This is a genomic window from Demequina aurantiaca (genome assembly GCF_050598105.1).
Lineage (GTDB): Bacteria > Actinomycetota > Actinomycetes > Actinomycetales > Demequinaceae > Demequina > Demequina aurantiaca_A.
The window spans coordinates 2,074,125-2,091,936 of record NZ_CP192436.1; the positions used below are offsets into that span (position 1 = coordinate 2,074,125).

17 protein-coding genes are annotated in these 17,812 nt (G+C 67.9%); 10 read left to right on the top strand and 7 right to left on the bottom strand.

Translation table 11 applies throughout. The features are described from left to right. Window positions 1-130: 130 nt before the first annotated feature. Window positions 131-580, bottom strand: a complete 450-nt coding sequence (locus ACQU6B_RS09415) for a ribose-5-phosphate isomerase (protein ID WP_430867295.1) — start codon at window positions 578-580, stop codon at window positions 131-133. Between the two features lie 72 nt (window positions 581-652). On the opposite strand from ACQU6B_RS09415, the gene ACQU6B_RS09420 reads away from it, so the two are divergent. Beyond that, entirely contained in the window at window positions 653-2,599 is a 1,947-nt protein-coding gene (locus tag ACQU6B_RS09420; RefSeq protein WP_430867296.1) for a M13 family metallopeptidase, read from the top strand. Between the two features lie 274 nt (window positions 2,600-2,873). Here the strand turns inward: ACQU6B_RS09420 and ACQU6B_RS09425 are convergent, their stop codons facing one another. The 3 genes from ACQU6B_RS09425 to ACQU6B_RS09435 form a co-directional block, all read right to left on the bottom strand. Further along, entirely contained in the window at window positions 2,874-4,703 is a 1,830-nt protein-coding gene (locus ACQU6B_RS09425) for an ABC transporter ATP-binding protein (RefSeq protein WP_430867297.1), read from the bottom strand. Between the two features lie 83 nt (window positions 4,704-4,786). Further along, on the bottom strand, window positions 4,787-5,404 hold the full coding sequence (locus ACQU6B_RS09430; RefSeq protein WP_430867298.1) for a MarR family winged helix-turn-helix transcriptional regulator: 618 nt from the start codon (window positions 5,402-5,404) through the stop codon (window positions 4,787-4,789). A 148-nt stretch (window positions 5,405-5,552) separates the two neighbouring features. After that, window positions 5,553-6,026 carry a MarR family winged helix-turn-helix transcriptional regulator gene (locus ACQU6B_RS09435; protein ID WP_430867299.1) on the bottom strand — a complete coding sequence of 158 codons (474 nt, stop codon included), beginning with the start codon at window positions 6,024-6,026 and terminating at the stop codon, window positions 5,553-5,555. A gap of 54 nt (window positions 6,027-6,080) precedes the next feature. On the opposite strand from ACQU6B_RS09435, the gene ACQU6B_RS09440 reads away from it, so the two are divergent. From ACQU6B_RS09440 to ACQU6B_RS09475, 8 genes are all read left to right on the top strand, one after another. Beyond that, window positions 6,081-7,862 carry a chloride channel protein gene (locus tag ACQU6B_RS09440; RefSeq protein ID WP_430867300.1) on the top strand — a complete coding sequence of 594 codons (1,782 nt, stop codon included), beginning with the start codon at window positions 6,081-6,083 and terminating at the stop codon, window positions 7,860-7,862. A gap of 90 nt (window positions 7,863-7,952) precedes the next feature. After that, entirely contained in the window at window positions 7,953-8,381 is a 429-nt protein-coding gene (locus ACQU6B_RS09445; protein WP_430867301.1) for a cupin domain-containing protein, read from the top strand. Further along, window positions 8,378-9,052 carry a pentapeptide repeat-containing protein gene (locus tag ACQU6B_RS09450; protein WP_430867302.1) on the top strand — a complete coding sequence of 225 codons (675 nt, stop codon included), beginning with the start codon at window positions 8,378-8,380 and terminating at the stop codon, window positions 9,050-9,052. Before ACQU6B_RS09445 ends, ACQU6B_RS09450 begins: the two co-directional genes overlap by 4 nt. 94 nt (window positions 9,053-9,146) lie before the next feature. After that, window positions 9,147-9,551, top strand: coding sequence for a hypothetical protein (locus tag ACQU6B_RS09455; RefSeq protein WP_430867303.1), 405 nt, complete (start codon window positions 9,147-9,149; stop codon window positions 9,549-9,551). 42 nt (window positions 9,552-9,593) lie between these two features. Then, entirely contained in the window at window positions 9,594-10,067 is a 474-nt protein-coding gene (locus tag ACQU6B_RS09460) for a tRNA (cytidine(34)-2'-O)-methyltransferase (protein WP_430867304.1), read from the top strand. 106 nt (window positions 10,068-10,173) lie between these two features. Next, on the top strand, window positions 10,174-10,794 hold the full coding sequence (locus ACQU6B_RS09465) for a hypothetical protein (protein ID WP_430867305.1): 621 nt from the start codon (window positions 10,174-10,176) through the stop codon (window positions 10,792-10,794). Window positions 10,795-10,876: 82 nt separating this feature from the next. Beyond that, window positions 10,877-11,467, top strand: coding sequence for a DUF3558 family protein (locus tag ACQU6B_RS09470; RefSeq protein ID WP_430867306.1), 591 nt, complete (start codon window positions 10,877-10,879; stop codon window positions 11,465-11,467). A gap of 91 nt (window positions 11,468-11,558) precedes the next feature. After that, a complete protein-coding gene (locus ACQU6B_RS09475; RefSeq protein ID WP_430867307.1) occupies window positions 11,559-12,302 on the top strand; it encodes a spermidine synthase in 744 nt (247 codons plus the stop codon). 53 nt (window positions 12,303-12,355) lie between these two features. On the opposite strand, the gene ACQU6B_RS09480 is transcribed toward ACQU6B_RS09475, so the two are convergent. Beyond that, window positions 12,356-13,729, bottom strand: a complete 1,374-nt coding sequence (locus ACQU6B_RS09480; RefSeq protein ID WP_430867308.1) for an MFS transporter — start codon at window positions 13,727-13,729, stop codon at window positions 12,356-12,358. Window positions 13,730-13,981: 252 nt separating this feature from the next. Between ACQU6B_RS09480 and ACQU6B_RS09485 the strand changes: the two genes are divergently transcribed. Then, window positions 13,982-14,488: a hypothetical protein gene (locus ACQU6B_RS09485; protein ID WP_430867309.1), complete on the top strand. Its 507-nt coding sequence runs from the start codon at window positions 13,982-13,984 to the stop codon at window positions 14,486-14,488. A gap of 127 nt (window positions 14,489-14,615) precedes the next feature. Here ACQU6B_RS09485 and ACQU6B_RS09490 read toward each other — a convergent pair whose 3' ends face one another. Beyond that, window positions 14,616-15,869, bottom strand: coding sequence for an MFS transporter (locus ACQU6B_RS09490; RefSeq protein ID WP_430867310.1), 1,254 nt, complete (start codon window positions 15,867-15,869; stop codon window positions 14,616-14,618). An 86-nt stretch (window positions 15,870-15,955) separates the two neighbouring features. After that, on the bottom strand, window positions 15,956-17,806 hold the full coding sequence (locus ACQU6B_RS09495) for a heavy metal translocating P-type ATPase (protein ID WP_430867311.1): 1,851 nt from the start codon (window positions 17,804-17,806) through the stop codon (window positions 15,956-15,958). Between the last annotated feature and the right edge of the window lie 6 nt (window positions 17,807-17,812).

A 17,812-nucleotide genomic window follows, 5' to 3' on the forward strand; every position in this document is an offset into this window, starting at 1 on the left:
GACGAGCAACGCCCCGCCGGATTCCTCCGGCGGGGCGTTGCTCGTCGTGGGGCATTTCGAGAGTCTCAGCGTCGCAAAATGCTCGGCTACTCGGAAATGACCGGGCGCACGGGGCGCGGCAGGCGCGCCCCTACTTGGTCTGGTCGTACGCGGTCAGCTGGTCGATGCGGCGCTGGTGGCGCTCGCCCTCGCTGAACGGGGTCGCGAGGAACGCGTCGATGATCGCGGTCGCCTCCTCCTGGGTGTGCATACGTCCGCCTACGCTCACCACGTTGGCGTCGTTGTGCTGACGGGCGAGCTGCGCAATTTCGACGTTCCACGCGAGGGCCGCCCGGATGCCGGAGACGCGGTTAGCCGCGATCTGCTCGCCGTTGCCCGAGCCTCCGATGACGATGCCGAGCGAGCCGGCGTCAGCGATGACGCCCTCCGCCGCGGAGATGCAGAACGAGGGGTAGTCGTCCTGATCGTCGTACTCGAGCGCGCCGTGGTCGATCACGTCGTTGCCCTCGTCGCGCAGGTGCGTGACGAGGTGCTGCTTGAGTTCGAATCCGGCGTGGTCTGATCCAATGTGTATGCGCATATTTCCTATCATGCCAGTTTGCCAGAGGCGAAACCTCGCCCCCGCGTCAGCCGCGCACCATAGGGTAAAGGCATGGCACCCACTTCAGGCATTGACGCGACCACCCTTTCCCCCACCGTGCGCCCCGGAGACGACTTCTTCCGCCACGTGACAGGGCCGTGGGAGGACTCGCACGAGATCCCGTCTGACCGCAGCGCGGACGGGTCCTTCTACAAGCTTCGAGACGAGGCCGAGGCTCACGTGCGCACCATCATCGACTCGGCGCCAACGGGCAGCCGCATCGGCGCGCTTTACGCCTCGTTCATGGACGAGCACCGCCTGAGCGAGCTGGGTGTCGAGCCGCTCGCGCCGGACTGGGCGCTGATCGACTCTGCTCAGAACCACGCGGACCTCGCGCGCGCCATGGGCGAGCTACAGCGAGTCGGAGTGAGTGGTGCCGTCGGGTACTACGTTCACGCCGACGCCAACTCCCCGGACGAGAACGTGGTCTACCTGGTGCAGAGCGGAATCGCGCTGCCCGACGAGGCCTACTACCGCGAGGACGCGCACGCTGAAACCCGGGACAAGTACGTCGCCCACATCGACCGCATGGCCGAGCTGACTTCCGCCGACTTCACCGGCGCGGGGGTGTTCGAGGTGGAAAAGGCCGTCGCCAGCCACCACTGGGACAACGTCAAGACTCGCGAGGCCGACCTCACGCACAACCCCACGACGCTCGCCACCCTAATTGAGACCGCGGGCGGATTCCCCTGGCGCGAGTGGGCCGGCGCCATCCGTCTTCCCGCCGCAGCCGAGGACCTGCTCATCGCCTCCGAACCGACCTTCCTGGAGTCGCTAGGTGACCTGTGGTCCGCCACGCCCCTGGCCGAGTTGAAGGCGTGGTTGCGCTGGCGCGTCGTGCTCAGTCGAGCCGCCTACCTGACTGCCGAGATCAGCAAGGCTAACTTCGAGTTCTACGGCACGGTGCTGTCCGGCGCGCCCGAGCAGCGGGAACGGTGGAAGCGCGGCGTGAGCCTGGTCGAGGGGCTGATCGGCGAAGAGGTCGGTCAGCTGTACGTCTCCAAGCACTTCCCCCCGTCCCACAAGCAGCGCATGGACATCCTCGTGGCCAACCTGGTCGAGGCGTACCGCATCTCGATCGAGGGCCTCGAATGGATGACCGACGAGACCAAGGCCAAGGCGCTGGTCAAGATCGGTCAGTTCACGCCCAAGATCGGCTACCCGGAGAAGTGGCGCGACTACTCGGCGCTGGAGCTAAGCGCCACGGACCTGCTGGGCAACGTCCGCGCGGGAGCCGCCTTCGACGAGGACTGGGACTGGTCAAAGATCGGCAAGCCGGTGGACCGTACCGAGTGGCTGATGACCCCGCAGACGGTCAACGCCTACTACCTGCCCACCGCGAACGAGATCGTGTTCCCCGCCGCCATCCTGCAGCCGCCCTTCTTTGACGCGGACGCAGACGACGCGGTGAACTACGGCGCGATCGGCTCGGTCATCGGGCACGAGATTGGGCACGGCTTCGACGACCAGGGCAGCAAGTTTGACGGCACCGGCAAGCTGGTCGACTGGTGGACGCAGGCTGACCGCGACGCCTTCATGGAACGTGCGGGCCTGCTCATCGAGCAGTTCAACGGCTACACGCCCAAGCAGCTCCAGGACGCCGCCGGATCGTTCACCGTGAACGGCGCGCTGACCATCGGGGAGAACATCGGCGACTTGGCGGGCGTCATGATTGCCTTGCGGGCGTACCAGATCTCGCTTGGCGGCGACATCGCCGACGCGCCCGTCCTCGACGGGTACACCGGATTGCAGCGCTACTTCCTGGGTTACGCCTTGTGCGAGCAGATCAAGGTGCGCGACGAGGCCCTCAAGACCCGCCTCGCGACGGATCCACACTCGCCCAGCGAGTTCCGCGTCAACGGCATCGTTCGCAACATGGATGCCTGGTACGAGGCATTCGGGGTGGGAGCGGATGACGCCCTCTACCTAGCCCCCGAGCAGCGCGTCACCATCTGGTGACAAGATTTTCCGGCTAGTCCGGTATTGAACCTGTGGCCCGCGGGGTTACAGTGTGAACAGACTCCTCGAAGAGTCTGACCTCGAGCGAAGGAGACGCATATGGCTGACATCAAGAACATCGACCTGATCGACCTCAAGGCTGAGAAGCCTGCCGCCGAGGACAACACCGGCGGATGCTGCGGCGATTCATGCGGTTGCAGCTAGTCGACACGCACTTCTAGAAAGGCGGCGGAACTGGGCAATAGCCCGGTTCCGCCGCTTTTTTGTGTCCGGGCTAGTCTCGCTGCTGCTCCGCGAGGCGCGCGTATAGGCCGCCCATCGCGATCAGTTCGGAGTGGGTGCCTGTCTCCACAATCCGGCCGGCCTCCACGACGTGAATTACGTCAGCATCGGCTACCGTCGACAGCCGGTGGGCGACCGTCAGCGTGGTGCGCCCCTGGGACGCGCGGTCCAGCGCCGCCTGCACTACCCGTTCCGAGACGGTGTCCAGGGCGGACGTGGCCTCGTCGAGGAGCAGGACCGGCGGGTCCTTGAGCAGCACGCGAGCAATCGCGATGCGCTGCTTCTCGCCTCCTGACAGGCGGTATCCACGCTCCCCCACCATCGTGTCGTAGCCGTGCTCAAAGCTCTGAATCGCGTCGTGAATGCTCGCGGCCCGGCAGGCCTCCTCAAGCTCTTCGTCGGTGGCATCCGGCTTGGCGTATCGTAAGTTTTCCGCGATGGTCGCATGGAACAGGTACGTCTCCTGGCTCACCACCCCCACGCGCTCGACCACGGATTCGTGAGTGAGCTCCCTCACGCCCTGGCCCGCGAACACCACGGCACCGCCCGATGCCTCGTGGAGCCTCGCGGCCAGGTAGACGATGGTGGTCTTGCCCGCCCCGCTGGGGCCGACGAACGCGTGAGTGCTGCCGGGTTCAACCGTGAACGACACCCCGTCGAGCGTGGGGCGAGAGTCCTCCGGCGCGTCCGGGTAGCGGAACGTCACGTCCCGGAACTCCACCTGACCGACCGGCCCTGGCGCCTGCGACACGTCCGTCGCGTCCGGGGCGTCCTCGATGGCGGGGATCAGGTCCAGGTACTCGAAGATCCGCGCGAAGAGCGCCTTGGAGGTCTGCACCTCGAGCGCCACGCGCATGAGCGCCATGAGGGGGAACAGCAGTCGCGCCTGAATCGCGGTGAACGCGACGACGGTACCTGCACTGATGGCGCTCGCGGTGCCCGCGTCCGCCGATCGTGCGATGAGCACGCCGGAGAAAAGGTAGATCACGGCGGGCACGGAGGACATGATGACGGTCACCAGGCCAAAGAACCACTGTCCGCTCATCGCCTGCCTGACCTGCAGGTGAATCTGGTTGCGGTTCTCCGCTGAGTACCGCTCCGTCTCCGCCCGCTGCCGGTTGTAGACCTTGCTCAGCAGGATGCCCGACACGCTGAGCGTCTCCTGGGTGATGGCGGTCATCTCCGACAGCGACTCCTGGGTCTGCGCCGCGATGCGGGCGCGGATCTGCCCGACCTTGCGCTGCACCACCACCAGCGCCGGCATCAGCACCACCGCTATCAGGGTCAGTCTCCAGTCCAGCAGGAGCATCGCGATGAGCGAGGCCACCACGGTCACGACGTTGCCCACGATCGAGCTGACGAAGGTGGTCAGGACCCCGGCCACCCCGCCCACGTCGTTCTGCAGGCGCGACTGAATGACGCCGGTCTTGGTCCGGGTGAAGAACGCGAGGTCCATCGACTGCAGTCGCGTGAAGAGCTTCACTCGCAGGTCACCCGTGACCTGGTTTCCCACCGTGGAGGTGAGGAACGTCTGCCAGACTCCTAGCCCGGCGACCGCGATGTAGATCACCACCATGGTGATCACGAGCTCGATCAGCAGCGGCATGTTGACGCCCGCGTCGCCCGTCGGGAACAGGGCGTCGTCAAAGATGCGCGCCACGAGCAGCGGCGGAATGACGGCCGCCGCCGCGGTGAACATCACCAAGCCCGCCGTCACGAGCAGCGCTCGCTTGTACGGCGAGAACAGCCGGCCGACGCGGTTCCACAGGTGAGGTATCTGAGGCGCCTCGGCATTCAGTCGGCGCTGCGATTCCTCGTCCATTCGGCGTCCTCCGTGGCCACCTTGACTGCCGCCGGGCGAACCGCCGATGGCCGCTCGCCGCGACCCCGCGGGTGCTGGCGTGCTCACTCGACTCCCCCGCGACCGCTGGGCCCGCGTCTTCCGGCGCCTGGCCCACGCCCGCCGCCTTCGCCGCGGTCATCGCCGCGTCGGCCACCGCCGCGCCCGCCACGACCGCGGCCGCCGCCGCGCCCGCCGCGGCTGAACTCATCCCCCTCGGGGTGCAGCTCGGCCAGGTTGGTGCGCACCACGGCGATGACGCGCCACAGCGCCTCGACGTCCGCCGGATCGGCGCCCTCCATCAGGCGATCGATCTGGGCGTTGGTCTGTTCGCGGTGCTCGGCGCGCAGGCTCTCGCCCCGCTCGCTGAGCGCGACGATGATCCGCCTGCCATCGTCGGGGTCGTTGGTGCGCTCGATCAGCCCGTCGTCCTCCATCTGCTCCAGCCGGCGCGTGAGCGTCGAGCCCGCGACTCCAACGGCTCGCGCCAGATCGGCCTGGGCCGTGGGCCCCATGTGCGACAGGTGGCGCATGACGGCCCAGGCGCTGGTGCGCCCCGGAACCTCGTGCATGCAGTGGTCGAGGTGGCGTCGCATCGCGTGCGCCGTCCCACCCATGGCGCGGACGATGTTGTCGCGCCCCCCACCGAGCGGGTCCGATTCGGTTACCTTCGCTTCATTCATGTTCTGTCTCCTTGCGCGACTCGACGGGCCAAGATGCGCGGCCGAGTCATGCTCGGTGCCCAATCGGGCGTCGCCACGCTTTTAATTCGTTAGCCAACTAACATGTTTACATCGCGACAGGCGCTTGTCAAGACGCCACACCCTTGAACTACAGCCCGAGCGTGAGCATGTCGGGGGCCGAGGGCTCCCCCGCGGCATCGGCGAACAGCGTCATCCCCAGTCGCACCGCCTCGCGATCGGCGGGATCCAGCTCCCGCAGGACGGCGGCTATGGCCCGCCTGCGGGTGCGCGTCACCTCGGCCACCATCGCTTTGCCCTTCTGAGAGACCGCGACGATGACCTCGCGGCGGCTCTCCGGGCTCACCTCGCGGGAGATCCAGCCGCCCGCCTCCAGTCGATCGACCGTGCGGCTCAGAGTGGACGGGTGCACGCCAATGCGCTCCGCCAGGTCCCCCATGCGCAGCGGCCCGGACGTGTCGAGGACCACCAGCAAGCGGAACTGCACCAACGACAGCTCGTCGAGCGCCCCCGACATGGACTTGGCGACGATTCCAAGCAGCGCGCGCGAGGACGTGACGGTGGCGGTGATCGCGGCCGACGCCGCGTCGCGTGAAGTGGGCATGCGCACATCTTAGGCGCAATCGCCTGCTAGCATGCAATAGTTGCATAAGTACAAATGTCTGGAGAACGAGTGTTCGCCTCCCTCCGATCGGGATTTCGCGCCACCTTGGGGTGGCGACCCACCCCCAACGCCCAGCGCTCCGAGTACGCAACGATCATCGGCTTGGCCCTCATCATCGGCGTGGGCGCGGGATTCGGCGCCATCGCGTTTCGCTGGCTGATCGAGCAGGCCACCCTGATCTTTGCCGGAACCCTCGACTACTCGGGAAGCACCGGCCACCCATCGAACCACTGGGTCCCGTGGCTCGGCCCGTTCTTCGTGGTCCTCGCGCCCGCCGTCGGCGGGCTCATCTACGGGCCGTTGGTTCACCGCTTCGCGCGGGAAGCCCGCGGCCACGGCGTCCCCGAGGTCATGTACGCGATCCACAAGCGCGGCGGTCGCATCCCCGCCAAGGTCGCGCTGGTCAAGGGGCTCGCTTCCGCCATCACCATCGGGTCGGGCGGCTCAGTGGGCCGCGAGGGGCCGATCGTCCAGATCGGCGCCGCGATCGGGTCCTCCCTGGCCCGGCTGGCGCGGCTGCCCGAGTCACGCGTCCGGATGCTCGTCGCGTGTGGCGCCGCGGGCGGAATCGCGGCCACCTTCAACGCCCCCATCGCGGGAGTCTTCTTCGCGCTTGAATTGCTGCTCGGGTCGTTCGCGGTGAGCTCGTTCGGCGCGGTGGTGCTGTCCTCCGTGGTCGCCTCCGTGATCGGCCGCGCGTTCCTCGGCGACGACCCCTTCCTGGTGCTCCCCGAGTTCTCCGTCAGCAACCACTCCGAGTACCTCCTGTACGCGGCGCTCGGGGTGCTCGCGGCGGGCGTCGCCTTGGCGTTCGTCAAGGTGCTGTACCGGATCGAGGACCTGTCGGACAAGATCTGGAAGGGTCCGGAGTGGCTACGCCCCGGCGTCGGCGGGCTGCTGCTCGGCATCGTCCTGCTCGCGCTGCCGCAGATGTACGGCGTGGGTTACCCCGTGCTGGAGAACGCTGTCAACGGTAAGTACGCGATCGCCTTCCTACTGGTCCTGCTGGTCGGCAAGATCTTCGCCACCTCGTTGACCATCGGCATCGGCGGCTCTGGCGGCGTGTTCGCGCCCTCCCTGTTCCTGGGCGCGATGCTCGGCGCGGCATTCGGCCAGACCATGAACTTCCTGTTCCCCTCGCTGGGGATCAACCCAGGCGCGTACGCGCTGGTGGCGATGGCAGCGGTCTTCTCCGGCGCCGCACGCGCCCCGATCACCGCGGTGATCATCCTGTTCGAGCTCACGGGCGAGTATTCGATCATCCTGCCCCTGATGCTCGCGGTGGTGGTCGCTACCGGCGCCGCTGCCGCCATGAGCAAGGACACGATCTACACCAAGAAGCTGCTGCGTCGCGGCGTGGATATCAACGCCAAGAACAAGTCGCCCGCGTTGAGCAACACCACTGTTCGCGCAGTGATGGAACCACCCCGGCGGACGCTGTCCACGGACCTCAGCCTCGACGAGGCCGCCAAGGTGCTGCTGAGTACCGGGCGCCGATGCCTGCCGGTGGTCACCCCCGAGGGGGACTTCGTTGGCGTGGTCCGGGCGGGGGCCGCCGTCTCCGCGCTGGCCCAGGACGACGACGCTCCCACGGTGACGGTCGCGCAATTGATCGAGTGGCGCACGTACCTAAGCCCCGACGCCACCCTGGAGGAGACGCTCGACCCGATGCTGGAGGAGGAGGCCGGCGACGGTCTGCCTGTGCTGGACGCCGCCGGCACGCTCGTCGGTTGGCTCCAGCAAGACGCCGTGCTGCGCGCGGTGACCACCACCTAGCACCGGGATTTTGGGGGGCATCGTCGCAGGTATTGCCGCCCGCTCCCCGGTCGCCTACGCTCGTATTCATCACCTTCCGAAAGGCACGCCATGAGCGACTTCCAAGTAACCAACATTGGCCCGCTGAGCGAATGGGGCGCGCACTTTGGAGGGTTCACCGACCAGACCCAGCGCGAGGGCCGCCGGGTGGTGGACCACGCGCTCGACATGCAGTTCATCGGCGTCACGTCTAACGCGATGGCTCCCGGCGACCAGGCCGGCTACTGGCACGCCCACACCGAGATCGAGGAGCTCTACATGTTCCTCGACGGCGAGGGCGAGATGGCCCTCGACGACCAGGTCATTCCCGTGGTCGCCGGCAGCACCGTGCGCGTCGGCCAGCACGTTCGCCGCACCTGGCGCTGCTCCCCGGACAGCCCCACCACCCTCAAGTGGCTATGCATCCGCGCGGGCGGCGACCGACTCGCTGCCATCCCCACCGACGCGGAGCGAGACACCAAGACCCCGATGCCCTGGTGAGCGACACACACACGCCCGTCACCCCTAAGCTCCGTCCCCCAAAGCTCCGCACGCTCAACCTCTCCAACCTGGCCCAGGCGGAGCCTGACGACATCGACAATGACACCACCCTCGAGGCGTTGCGCTGGGCCGACACGTCCTTCGAGGACCGCCCGCTGCGCGGCGTCTCGTTCGTGGGGTGCGAACTCGATAACGTGGCACTCGGCGAGGCAGACCTGACCGCCGCGCGCTTCGGCGACACGCGCCTGACCCGTATCAACGTGCCGGTCCTCAAGGCGCCCGATGCGTCCTGGGTTGGCACGGAACTGGCCGCCTCGCGCATCGGCGCCTGGGACGGCTACGGGGCCAACCTGCGCGCCGCGCGGTTCGTCGACTGCAAGGTCACCTACGCGAATCTGCGCGGGTCGACCCTGACCGACGTCCTGTTCACCGGCTGCACGTTCGACGAACTCGATCTGATGGACGTGAAGGGGGCGCGCGCCGCCTTCGTGGACTGCACCATCGGCGTCCTGACCGCGCACCGCATGCAGATCAAGGATCTGGATCTGCGCGGCGCGAGCGTCGGCGCCGTGTCCGGGATGGACGGACTCAAGGGCGCCCACCTGAGCGAGACGCAGGTTGCCCTACTGTCTTCGCAATTCGCCCACCACCTCGGCGTGATCGTCCACTAGGCCGCGAAACTCATCCCCCGGCCTCCTTGCCCGCGGCCGGCGCAGGCAGCACACTGGACTCACCAGTCGTCACCACCCACGCGAGGAACACACCATGCAAACCTTCGTCATCATCGTCCTGCTGTTCGCAGGAATCCTGTGCATCGCCGCCCAGGTGGTCGTGACGTACCTGCAGTCCCGCCCGCAGACGCAGTCCGTTCCCACACCGGCCGATGCCGAGCCTGCTCCCGCGCCAGCGGCGAAGACGGCTGCCGCCAAGACCGCGGCTGCGAAGGCCGCCACGGCCAAGGCGGAAGCAGATGCAGCGGAAGCGGCTAACGCGGCTGCCACCGAGTCTGCATCGGCGTCGACCATGGATCGCGTCAAGCGTCACACCTCCGCCGCACTCGGGTCTCAGACCGCCGCGGACACCAAACTGGGGATGCTCGGTCTGGTCCTCCTGCTGATCGCGGTGGCCCTCGTCATCAACATCTCGGTCACGTTCACGCTCGCCACGTAGAGCGCGCACAGCCAGGGGCGAGACCTGCGAGAGACTATGCCAATGAACTCCGTTCCGTCGATCGCCTTCCACGAGCCGCGCATCCCACAGAACACGGGCAACGCGATTCGCCTGTCCGCCGCGACCGGCGCTCACCTCGACCTGGTGGAGCCCCTGGGCTTCCAGATGGACGAGCCTCGCCTCAAGCGCGCGGGGCTGGACTACCACGACCTCGCGACCGTGACCGTGCACGCCGACTTCGACGCGCTGATGGCCGCGCGGCCCGACGCCAGGGTCTTCGCGTTCACCACGCAGGCGACCCGGGTCTACACCGACGTCGCGTACCAACCCGGTGACGTCCTGCTGTTCGGGCCCGAGCCCACCGGCCTCGAGCCTGCGGTGCTGGCCCACCCGCGCATCACCGACCAGGTCCGGATCCCGATGCTGCCTGGACGGCGCTCGCTCAACATCACCTCGAGCGCGTCGATCGCGATCTATGAGGCCTGGCGCCAGCTCGGGTTCACCGCGGGTTCCTGAGGGCGCCGCGCCCACCGCACCGACGTTCACCGCGCGGTTTGGGCGCAGCCGGGCTAGCGTTGCTGTTAGCACGCTGGCAGACAGCTGGCGGCGTAGGGAGCCTCCAATGTCGCACCCCCGCACGTACGCACTCACGCTGGCCGTCCTGCTCGCGCTCCCGCTCGCCGCGTGCAGCGGGTCCTCCGGCGACGACCCTCTCGCCGACCCGGACGTGGTCGACGCCGCCGCGACGGGCGACGGCTCGACCGAGGAGTTGTCTACCTCCGGCAGCGAACCGACCACCGACGCCGACGCAAATACGGACAACGATTCCTCCGCTAGCGACCTCGACTCGGACGACCCCTGCGTGCTGACGGCGGCACAGATCAGTTCCGTGACGGGCGGGTCGTACGACGAGGGCCAGGTCAACGCCGAGGTGTCATCGGACCCGGTCTACTACTGCGAGTACCTCAACACGGACGCCGATGTGGTTGGCCTGGTGATCGTCCTGACCACGCCGCGTGGCTTCTCGATCGACTCTCAGAGGCCCACGTACGAGACGGTGAGCGACAACGTGGTCGACGTGACCGTTGCCGGGGCCGACTCCGCGTACTCGGTAGAGGAGTGGACCGTGCTGGCCCAAGTGGGCGACTACGGGTTGACGGTCCAGAACCTCGAGAAGGTGGAGGGCGACCCCGACGGCGAGACCGTCGCACTCGCCGAGTTGGCCGTCGCAAACCTCGGCTAATCAAGCACTCGGCACCCGTCGGCAGGTACTGGCTGCGACTTAGAAGTTTTCACGCGCGACTCCTCCTACGAAGGGCACCACCATGGCACTCCTGACCCGCACGGCCCTCGCTGGCACCACGGTCACCCTGGCGCTGATGTTGGCGGCCTGCAGCGGTGGCGAAGATACGGCTGACCCGGCCGCCCCCGCATCGACCGCTTCCGGCGCCGCGACCGCCGCTGCGCCTGAGTCGACGGCCGCCGCCGAGACTCCGGCCGAGCCGGCCGCGGAGGAGGAGAACCTCGCCGCCTCCGGCCTTCCCGACGTGTGCGCGTTGCTCTCCCCCGCCGAGATCGAGGCAGCGACCGGCATGGCGGTGGGTGAGGGCCTCGCGGAGGCTGACCGGCAGACCAGCTTCTCCGCGCTGTGCGAGTGGACGCAGTCCGACGGGGACAGCTTCGTGGCGGTTGCGATCGCACCCGGCTATCCCATTCCCTACGAGGACGGAGTGGACGACGCCACGGCGATCTCCGTTGCGGGGGCATCCGAGGCGTACACGGTACGCACGGGAGTCACCATGGGCATGCTGGTCGACGGCGACTACGTGGCGGTCACCTTCAACGGGCCGTACGACGGCGAGCAAGGTGGCGGCGCCATCGCCATCGCCGAGGCGGTCGCGGCAAACCTCGGCTAGTCGACACCAGAGGGCGGCTCCAGCAGAGGGTTGCAGCTGCGGCTAGGGTGACGGGGGCGAGCGTCGCCGCATCGGCAGCAAGGAGTGGCTCGTGAGCGCACGGATGGAAGAACTCGGATACGCGGACACGCCCATCGGCGAGGTCACGCTGCGCCGCCGCTACGACCTGGTCACCAAGCAGGACGTCTTCGAGGTCAAGCTCAACGACGAGTGGCTGATGTCCAGCCAGTTCACCGCCGCGGAGATCGCGCTGTCGCGGCTGGGAATCGCGCGGCTCGCCGCCAATACGGCGGCCGATGACACACCCGGGCGTACGTTCGACGTCGCCGTGGGCGGCCTCGGGCTGGGCTACACGGCGGTCGCCGCGCTCGAGCACAACCGAGTCGCAAACTGCGTCGTCGTCGAGCTCGTGGAGCCGCTGATCGGCTGGCACCGCGACAACCTGGTGCCCGCGAGCGCGGCGCTCACCACGGACGACCGATGCGTCTTCCAGCAGGGAGACTTCTTCGCCATGTCGTACGGCGACGGCTACGACGAGTCTGCGCCGGGCAGGCTGTTCGACGCGGTACTTCTCGACATCGACCACTCCCCCACCCACCTGCTCGCGGACGGCAGCGAGGGCTTCTACGGGTTGAACGGCATGTCCGCGGTCGCCAGCCACCTGAGCCCCGGCGGCGTGTACGCGATGTGGTCGAACGATCCGCCCGAGGACGAGTACCTGTCCATCCTTGAGGCGGTCTTCACTGACGTCGTGGCCGAGGTCATCACGTTTCCCAACCCGTTGCAGGGACGGGACGCCACGGCGACCATCTACGTGGCGACCAAGCGTCCCTAATCCTTCGCCCGAGAGGCGGAGTCGATGCGCTCGCGTGTCAACGAGGCGAGCGACTACGGCGTGGGAGCCAGGTCGTCGTAGTCGCGGAACGACGTGGCCCTGCCGCCGAATCGAACACGCGATAGAAGGGCGATGAGCCCCACGATCGCGATGCCGCCGAATAGCGGCGGGCACCACAGCGCCACCGCGGTCGCGAGAATTCCTGCGTACATGTCGCCCATGCGCGGTCCGCCCGTGACCACCACGATGAACACGCCCTGCAGTCGGCCGCGCATCTGGTCGGGCACGGCGCGGATCAGCATGGTCTGGCGGAAGATCGCGCTGACCTCATCCGAGGCCCCCATCCCCGCCAGGGTCACGGCCAGCGCGATAAGCGCGACCCAGTGGATCCCTCCCCACCCGGGCGCGGCCGCGAAGCCTCCCAGGCCCACGACGGCGATGACCACACCGAAGGCCAGGACGCAGTACCCGAACACCGTGATCGATCGGGCGATGGCAACCCCGTGACGATGCACGCGCGCCACGGGTCCGGAGAACAAACTCGTCAGGATGGTGCCGACAGCCCCCGCGGCGGTCAGGGCGCCCACCGTCAGCGCGCCGCCGCCAATCACCGTCGCGCCCAGGGCCGGGAAGAGTACGTAGGGGCGGCCGAACGTCATCGCGACGATGTCCACGATGAAGCTCATGCGGATATTCGGGGCTCGCTTGAGGAACGAGAACCCCTCGCGCACCACCGGCCAGCCGGCGACCACCTTCTCGCCTAGTCGCGGCAAGGCTGGCAGCATCCACACTCCGAGGAAGCCGGCGGCGAAGAGCACCGCGTCAATCGCGAACGTCCACGGTAGGCCGACGCTCGCGGCGAGCAGCCCCGCGAGCGCGGGGCCCACCGTGAGCGTTAGGCCAAAGGCGATTCCGTTGAGCGCCGCCGCGCGCGAGATCATGTCCGCGGGAAGGATGCGTCCCACGAGCGCGGATCTGGTCGCCATCGAGATGGTGGCCGCGACCGCGTTCAGGGTGGTCACCAGGTAGAAGGGCCAGACCGGAGCGCTGCCACCGTCAGCAACGAGCGCCGCGTGCCAGAAGGAGAGCGCCACCAGCGCGAGCGTGCACGACCACGCGACCAGGGAGGACGCAATCAGGACGGTTCGCCGGTCGAACACGTCGGCGAGCATGCCGCCCCAGAGCCCCGCGACCACCATCGGGATCAGCGCGAATCCGCCCACCAGCCCCACCATGAAGGTGGACTCGGTGATGTCATAGATCTGTAGACCCACGGCCACGATCGACATCTGGACCCCGATGCCCGCGACCGCTCCCCCGATCCACAGTCGCGCGAACGCCGGAGACGCCTTGAGCGGCGCGAAGTCGACGAGGCGGCGCTGCCGAACCTTGCCCGCGGGCTGATCTAGGGCGTCGGCATCTGGCACCAGAGCATCCTACGGTCGAGACACCGGCGTGCTCGGCCGCAGCCATTGACACCGTTGTCAGCGTGTGTGGACAATTCCACATTCCCGTTCGAATCGTTTCGCTGGGGGTATCGCCCGCGTGCCATGTGAAGCCATCCACACGCGTTGTGTATGTCACACAACGATACGGCCGTATTCGTTTGACTTACTAGAGACTCAGGCGCAATCGTTGCTTACTGCAACCAACGTAGTGTGAGGGATGAGGGTCACCACATGAGCACAGTTATCGCTGAGGTACGGACGCCACGTGCCCCGATCACGCCGCCCGTTGTCACCAGGCGCCGCAAGCGCCGTTCACGCCGCGACCGCGTTGAGGCTGGCATCATTCTGGCCGCGTTCGCGCTTGCCCTCGCCTTCACTGGCAACCAGCAAAGCGGCCAGTCCGTGTCGCTGTCGTGGTCGCCGGTGCAGGACACTGCCGTGAACCAAACCCTGCAGGTTGGCGCCTGGCTCCCCCTGGGACTCGCCGTGAACCTCACCGATGACGCGATCTACCGCTTCTGCGTCACCACCCAGGGCGCGGGGACCATGCTCATGGTCCCCAGCCAGCTCGCCGGCACAGTCACCCTTGCCGGCGGCGCACCTGTCACGACGTGTGCGGACACCAACGAGCTGCGCGACGTCGACTCAGTGCGACCCAGCGTCACCGTTGCCGATCCGGCCAGTGAGATCACTGTCCTGGAGACCTCATGGCAACGTCTCGAGACCGACGGCGCCTAAGCCGCGCGTCACGGCCCTGCGGGGTCACGCCCGAGGCCCCGATCGCTCAACCCTCAGCCTGCTGCGAACGGGGCCTCGCGCATTCTCGGGGCGTACGCCGTGCTAGCAGACGGGCGGGTGACTGTCGCTAGAGCGAAGCGGAGACGTCCTCGCCAACGGCGGCATCGTCCTCCACCACGTGGGCCACGTCGCCGCGCGTCACCATCCAACCCGCGAGCGCGAAGAGCACCCCGGGCACCACGAGCGCAAGCCCCACCCAGGTGGGAGCGAGATAGCCGTACCCGGCGGCGATGACCGCCCCGCCCAGGAACGCACCCAGGCTGTTGCCGATGTTGAGCGCGGAGTGGTTTACGGCGGCGGCCATGGTCTGGGCATCGCCCGCCACGTCCATAAGGCGGGTCTGGATGGGCGGCGAGATGGCCGCTGCTGAGAGCCCCACCAGGAACAGCCCCGTCAGGAGTCCGGGCAGGGTGCGCGCCACGAGTGCGAGCACGAGCAGGGAGACTGCCAGCGCGGCGAAGAGAATAAACACCGCGCGCAGCGCGCCCCGGTCGGCCATCCGTCCTCCAAGAATATTGCCGATCGTGGTGCCGATGCCCAGGATGACCAGCGCGATGGGCACGAACTTCTCGGGGGTGCCAGTAAGTTCGGTGACCATGGGCGAGACGTAGGTGTAGACCGCGAAGAGCCCCCCGAACCCGAAGGCTCCTGTCGCCAGCGCGAACCACACGGCCGGGCGCTTGAAGGCGCCGAGCTCGCGGCCCATCGTGGCGTGGGCGTCGCCGTTTTGCCGCGGCACGAGGCCGACGATCGCCAGGGTGCAGAACCCGAAAAGTAATGCGACGCTCATATAGGCGACGCGCCAGGATGTCTGCTGACCCAGGAACGTGATGGCGGGCACGCCGATCACGGTCGCGAGCGTGAGCCCGCTCAGCACGAAGGCGACGGCGCGACCGCGCTGACCCTTACCCATCAGCTCCGCCGCGACCAGGGCGGCGACCCCGAAGAACGCCCCGTGCGGGAGTGCCGAGAGGAAGCGGAGGACCACGGCGGCCTCGAAGGTGGGGGCGAACGCGGAGGCAATAGACCCCACGGTGAACGCCACCGACAGCCAGGTGAGCAGGGCCTTGCGCGGGAAACGAGCGGAATACGCCGCAATGGTGGGCGCACCGACGACGACACCGATGGCGTACGCGGTGATGATCAGGCCGCCCTTGGCGAGAGCCTCCTCCTGGCTGGTGGCCCAGAGCTCCGGCATGAGGTCGCGCGCGATGTCCGGCAGCAGACCCATCGCCACGAATTCGGTAGTGCCGATCCCGAAGCCGCCCAGCGCGAGCGCGAGGAGTGCGAGTCGAGTACGTGCGGGGCTGAGGTTGGTCATGTAAGCCGATCTGGTGGCGAGACGAATGGAACGCGCTCGTCGTTGAGCCCTAACCCGAATACCACGGGATACGGTTCCAGTATCTCCTACGTCCGGGCCGGCGGCCTCAGCGCGCGCAGCGCGTAGAGAATCGCCGCCAGGTCGACGGCCTCCTGGGTCAACGCGCCGGCCACCGCCGGGATGACGCCCGTGGTGGCGACCAGCATGAGAGCGACGCTCAGCGAGATCCCTATCCAGATGGCCGCGAGCGCGACGCTGCGGGTGTGCCGACCGATGTTGATCGCGTCGGCCACGGCCCCCAGCGAGTCTCGCAAGACCACCGCATCGGCGGCCTCCCCCGCAGCAGTGGCGCCCTTGGCGCCCAGCGCCACCCCCACATCGGCGGCCGCGAGGACCGGGGCATCGTTCACGCCATCGCCCACCATCAACATGGGTCGCGGCTGCATTTGTGCCGCGAGCCGGACCTTGTCTGCGGGAAGCAGTTCCGCGTGAACCTCGGCAATCCCCACCGACTGAGCGACACCCGATGCCGTGGCCGCCGCGTCCCCCGTGAGCATGGCGACGCGCGTCACCCCGGTGGACCGCAGCCACGCCACCACGTCCGCGGACTCGGGCCGCACCTGATCCGCGACCACCAGCGCGCCAGCAAAGCGACCGTCGATCGCCACATACGCGGCGGCCTGCCCGGCGTCCAACGGCGTGCGCTCCATGCTCGGTACCAGCTCGGCGATGTAGGCGGGCTTGCCCACCACCACCGAGCGCCCGTCGATCACAGCAGTCACGCCCATGGTCGCGATCTCGCTCGCCTCGTCGGAGGGCGTGAGGTTCATTCCGCGCTCCAGGGCCGCGGCGCGGATGCCCGCGGCGAGCACGTGGGTGGAGTACTGCTCCGCCGATGCCGCGCACGCTAAGAGCGCATCCTCCTCAAACCCCGGCTCGGGGCGGACCGCGACCAGTCGCGGCTTGCCCTGGGTGAGGGTCCCCGTCTTGTCGAAGGCCACGGACGCCACCCTGGCCAGCTGCTCCAGCACCGCTCCGCCCTTGACCGCGACACCGGCTTTAGACGCTTGGGAGATGCCACCGAGGAACGCCACCGGCGCCGCGATGAGCAGCGGGCACGGGGTGGCGAGCACCAGCACCTCCGCGAAGCGCACGGGGTCACCCGACACGGCCCAGGCCACCCCACCAATGAGCAGGGACACGGCCGTAAAGGGAACGGCGTAGCGATCGGCCAGCCGCACCATCGGCGCCTTGGTGGCTTCAGCCTCCTTGACCAAAGCGACGATCTGCTGGAACTGGCTGTCCGCGCTGAGCCGCGACGCGCGCAACCGCACGGCCCGGGCGCCGTTGATCGACCCTGACATCACCTCCTCGCCCCTGGATCGCATGACGGGCATGCTCTCGCCAGTGATCGAGGACTCGTCGAAGTCTCCCTGGTCGGACAGGAGGTCTCCGTCGACCGGCACGATCTCCGACGGCCTCACCAACAGGGTGTCGCCCACCTCCACTTGTTCGACCGGAACGTCGCGAATGCCGCCCGCTTCCCCGTCGTCAGCGCCGGAAAGTACGTGGGCGCGCCGGGGCGAGCGATCCAGGAGCGCGCTCAGATCGCGGCGGGCGCGGCGGGTGGCGATGTCCTCGAGCGCCTCGCCTCCCGACAGCATGAGCACCACGATGAGGGACGCGACGTACTCCCCCACCGCGAGCGTCGCAATCATCGCGACGAGCGCCAAAATGTCGAGGCCAAAGTGCCCGCGCAGGACGTCGCGCAGCATGCCCCACGCGGTCCACGCAATGAACAGCACCACATAGACGGTGGCGACCCAGCGACCCGCGGCAACCTGCCCGGCGACCGAGAGGGCCGCGACCACTAATCCGATGCTGATTGTGAGAGTTACCACCGGATATTGCTTCAGGAAACGCGCCAACATGGCCATGACTTC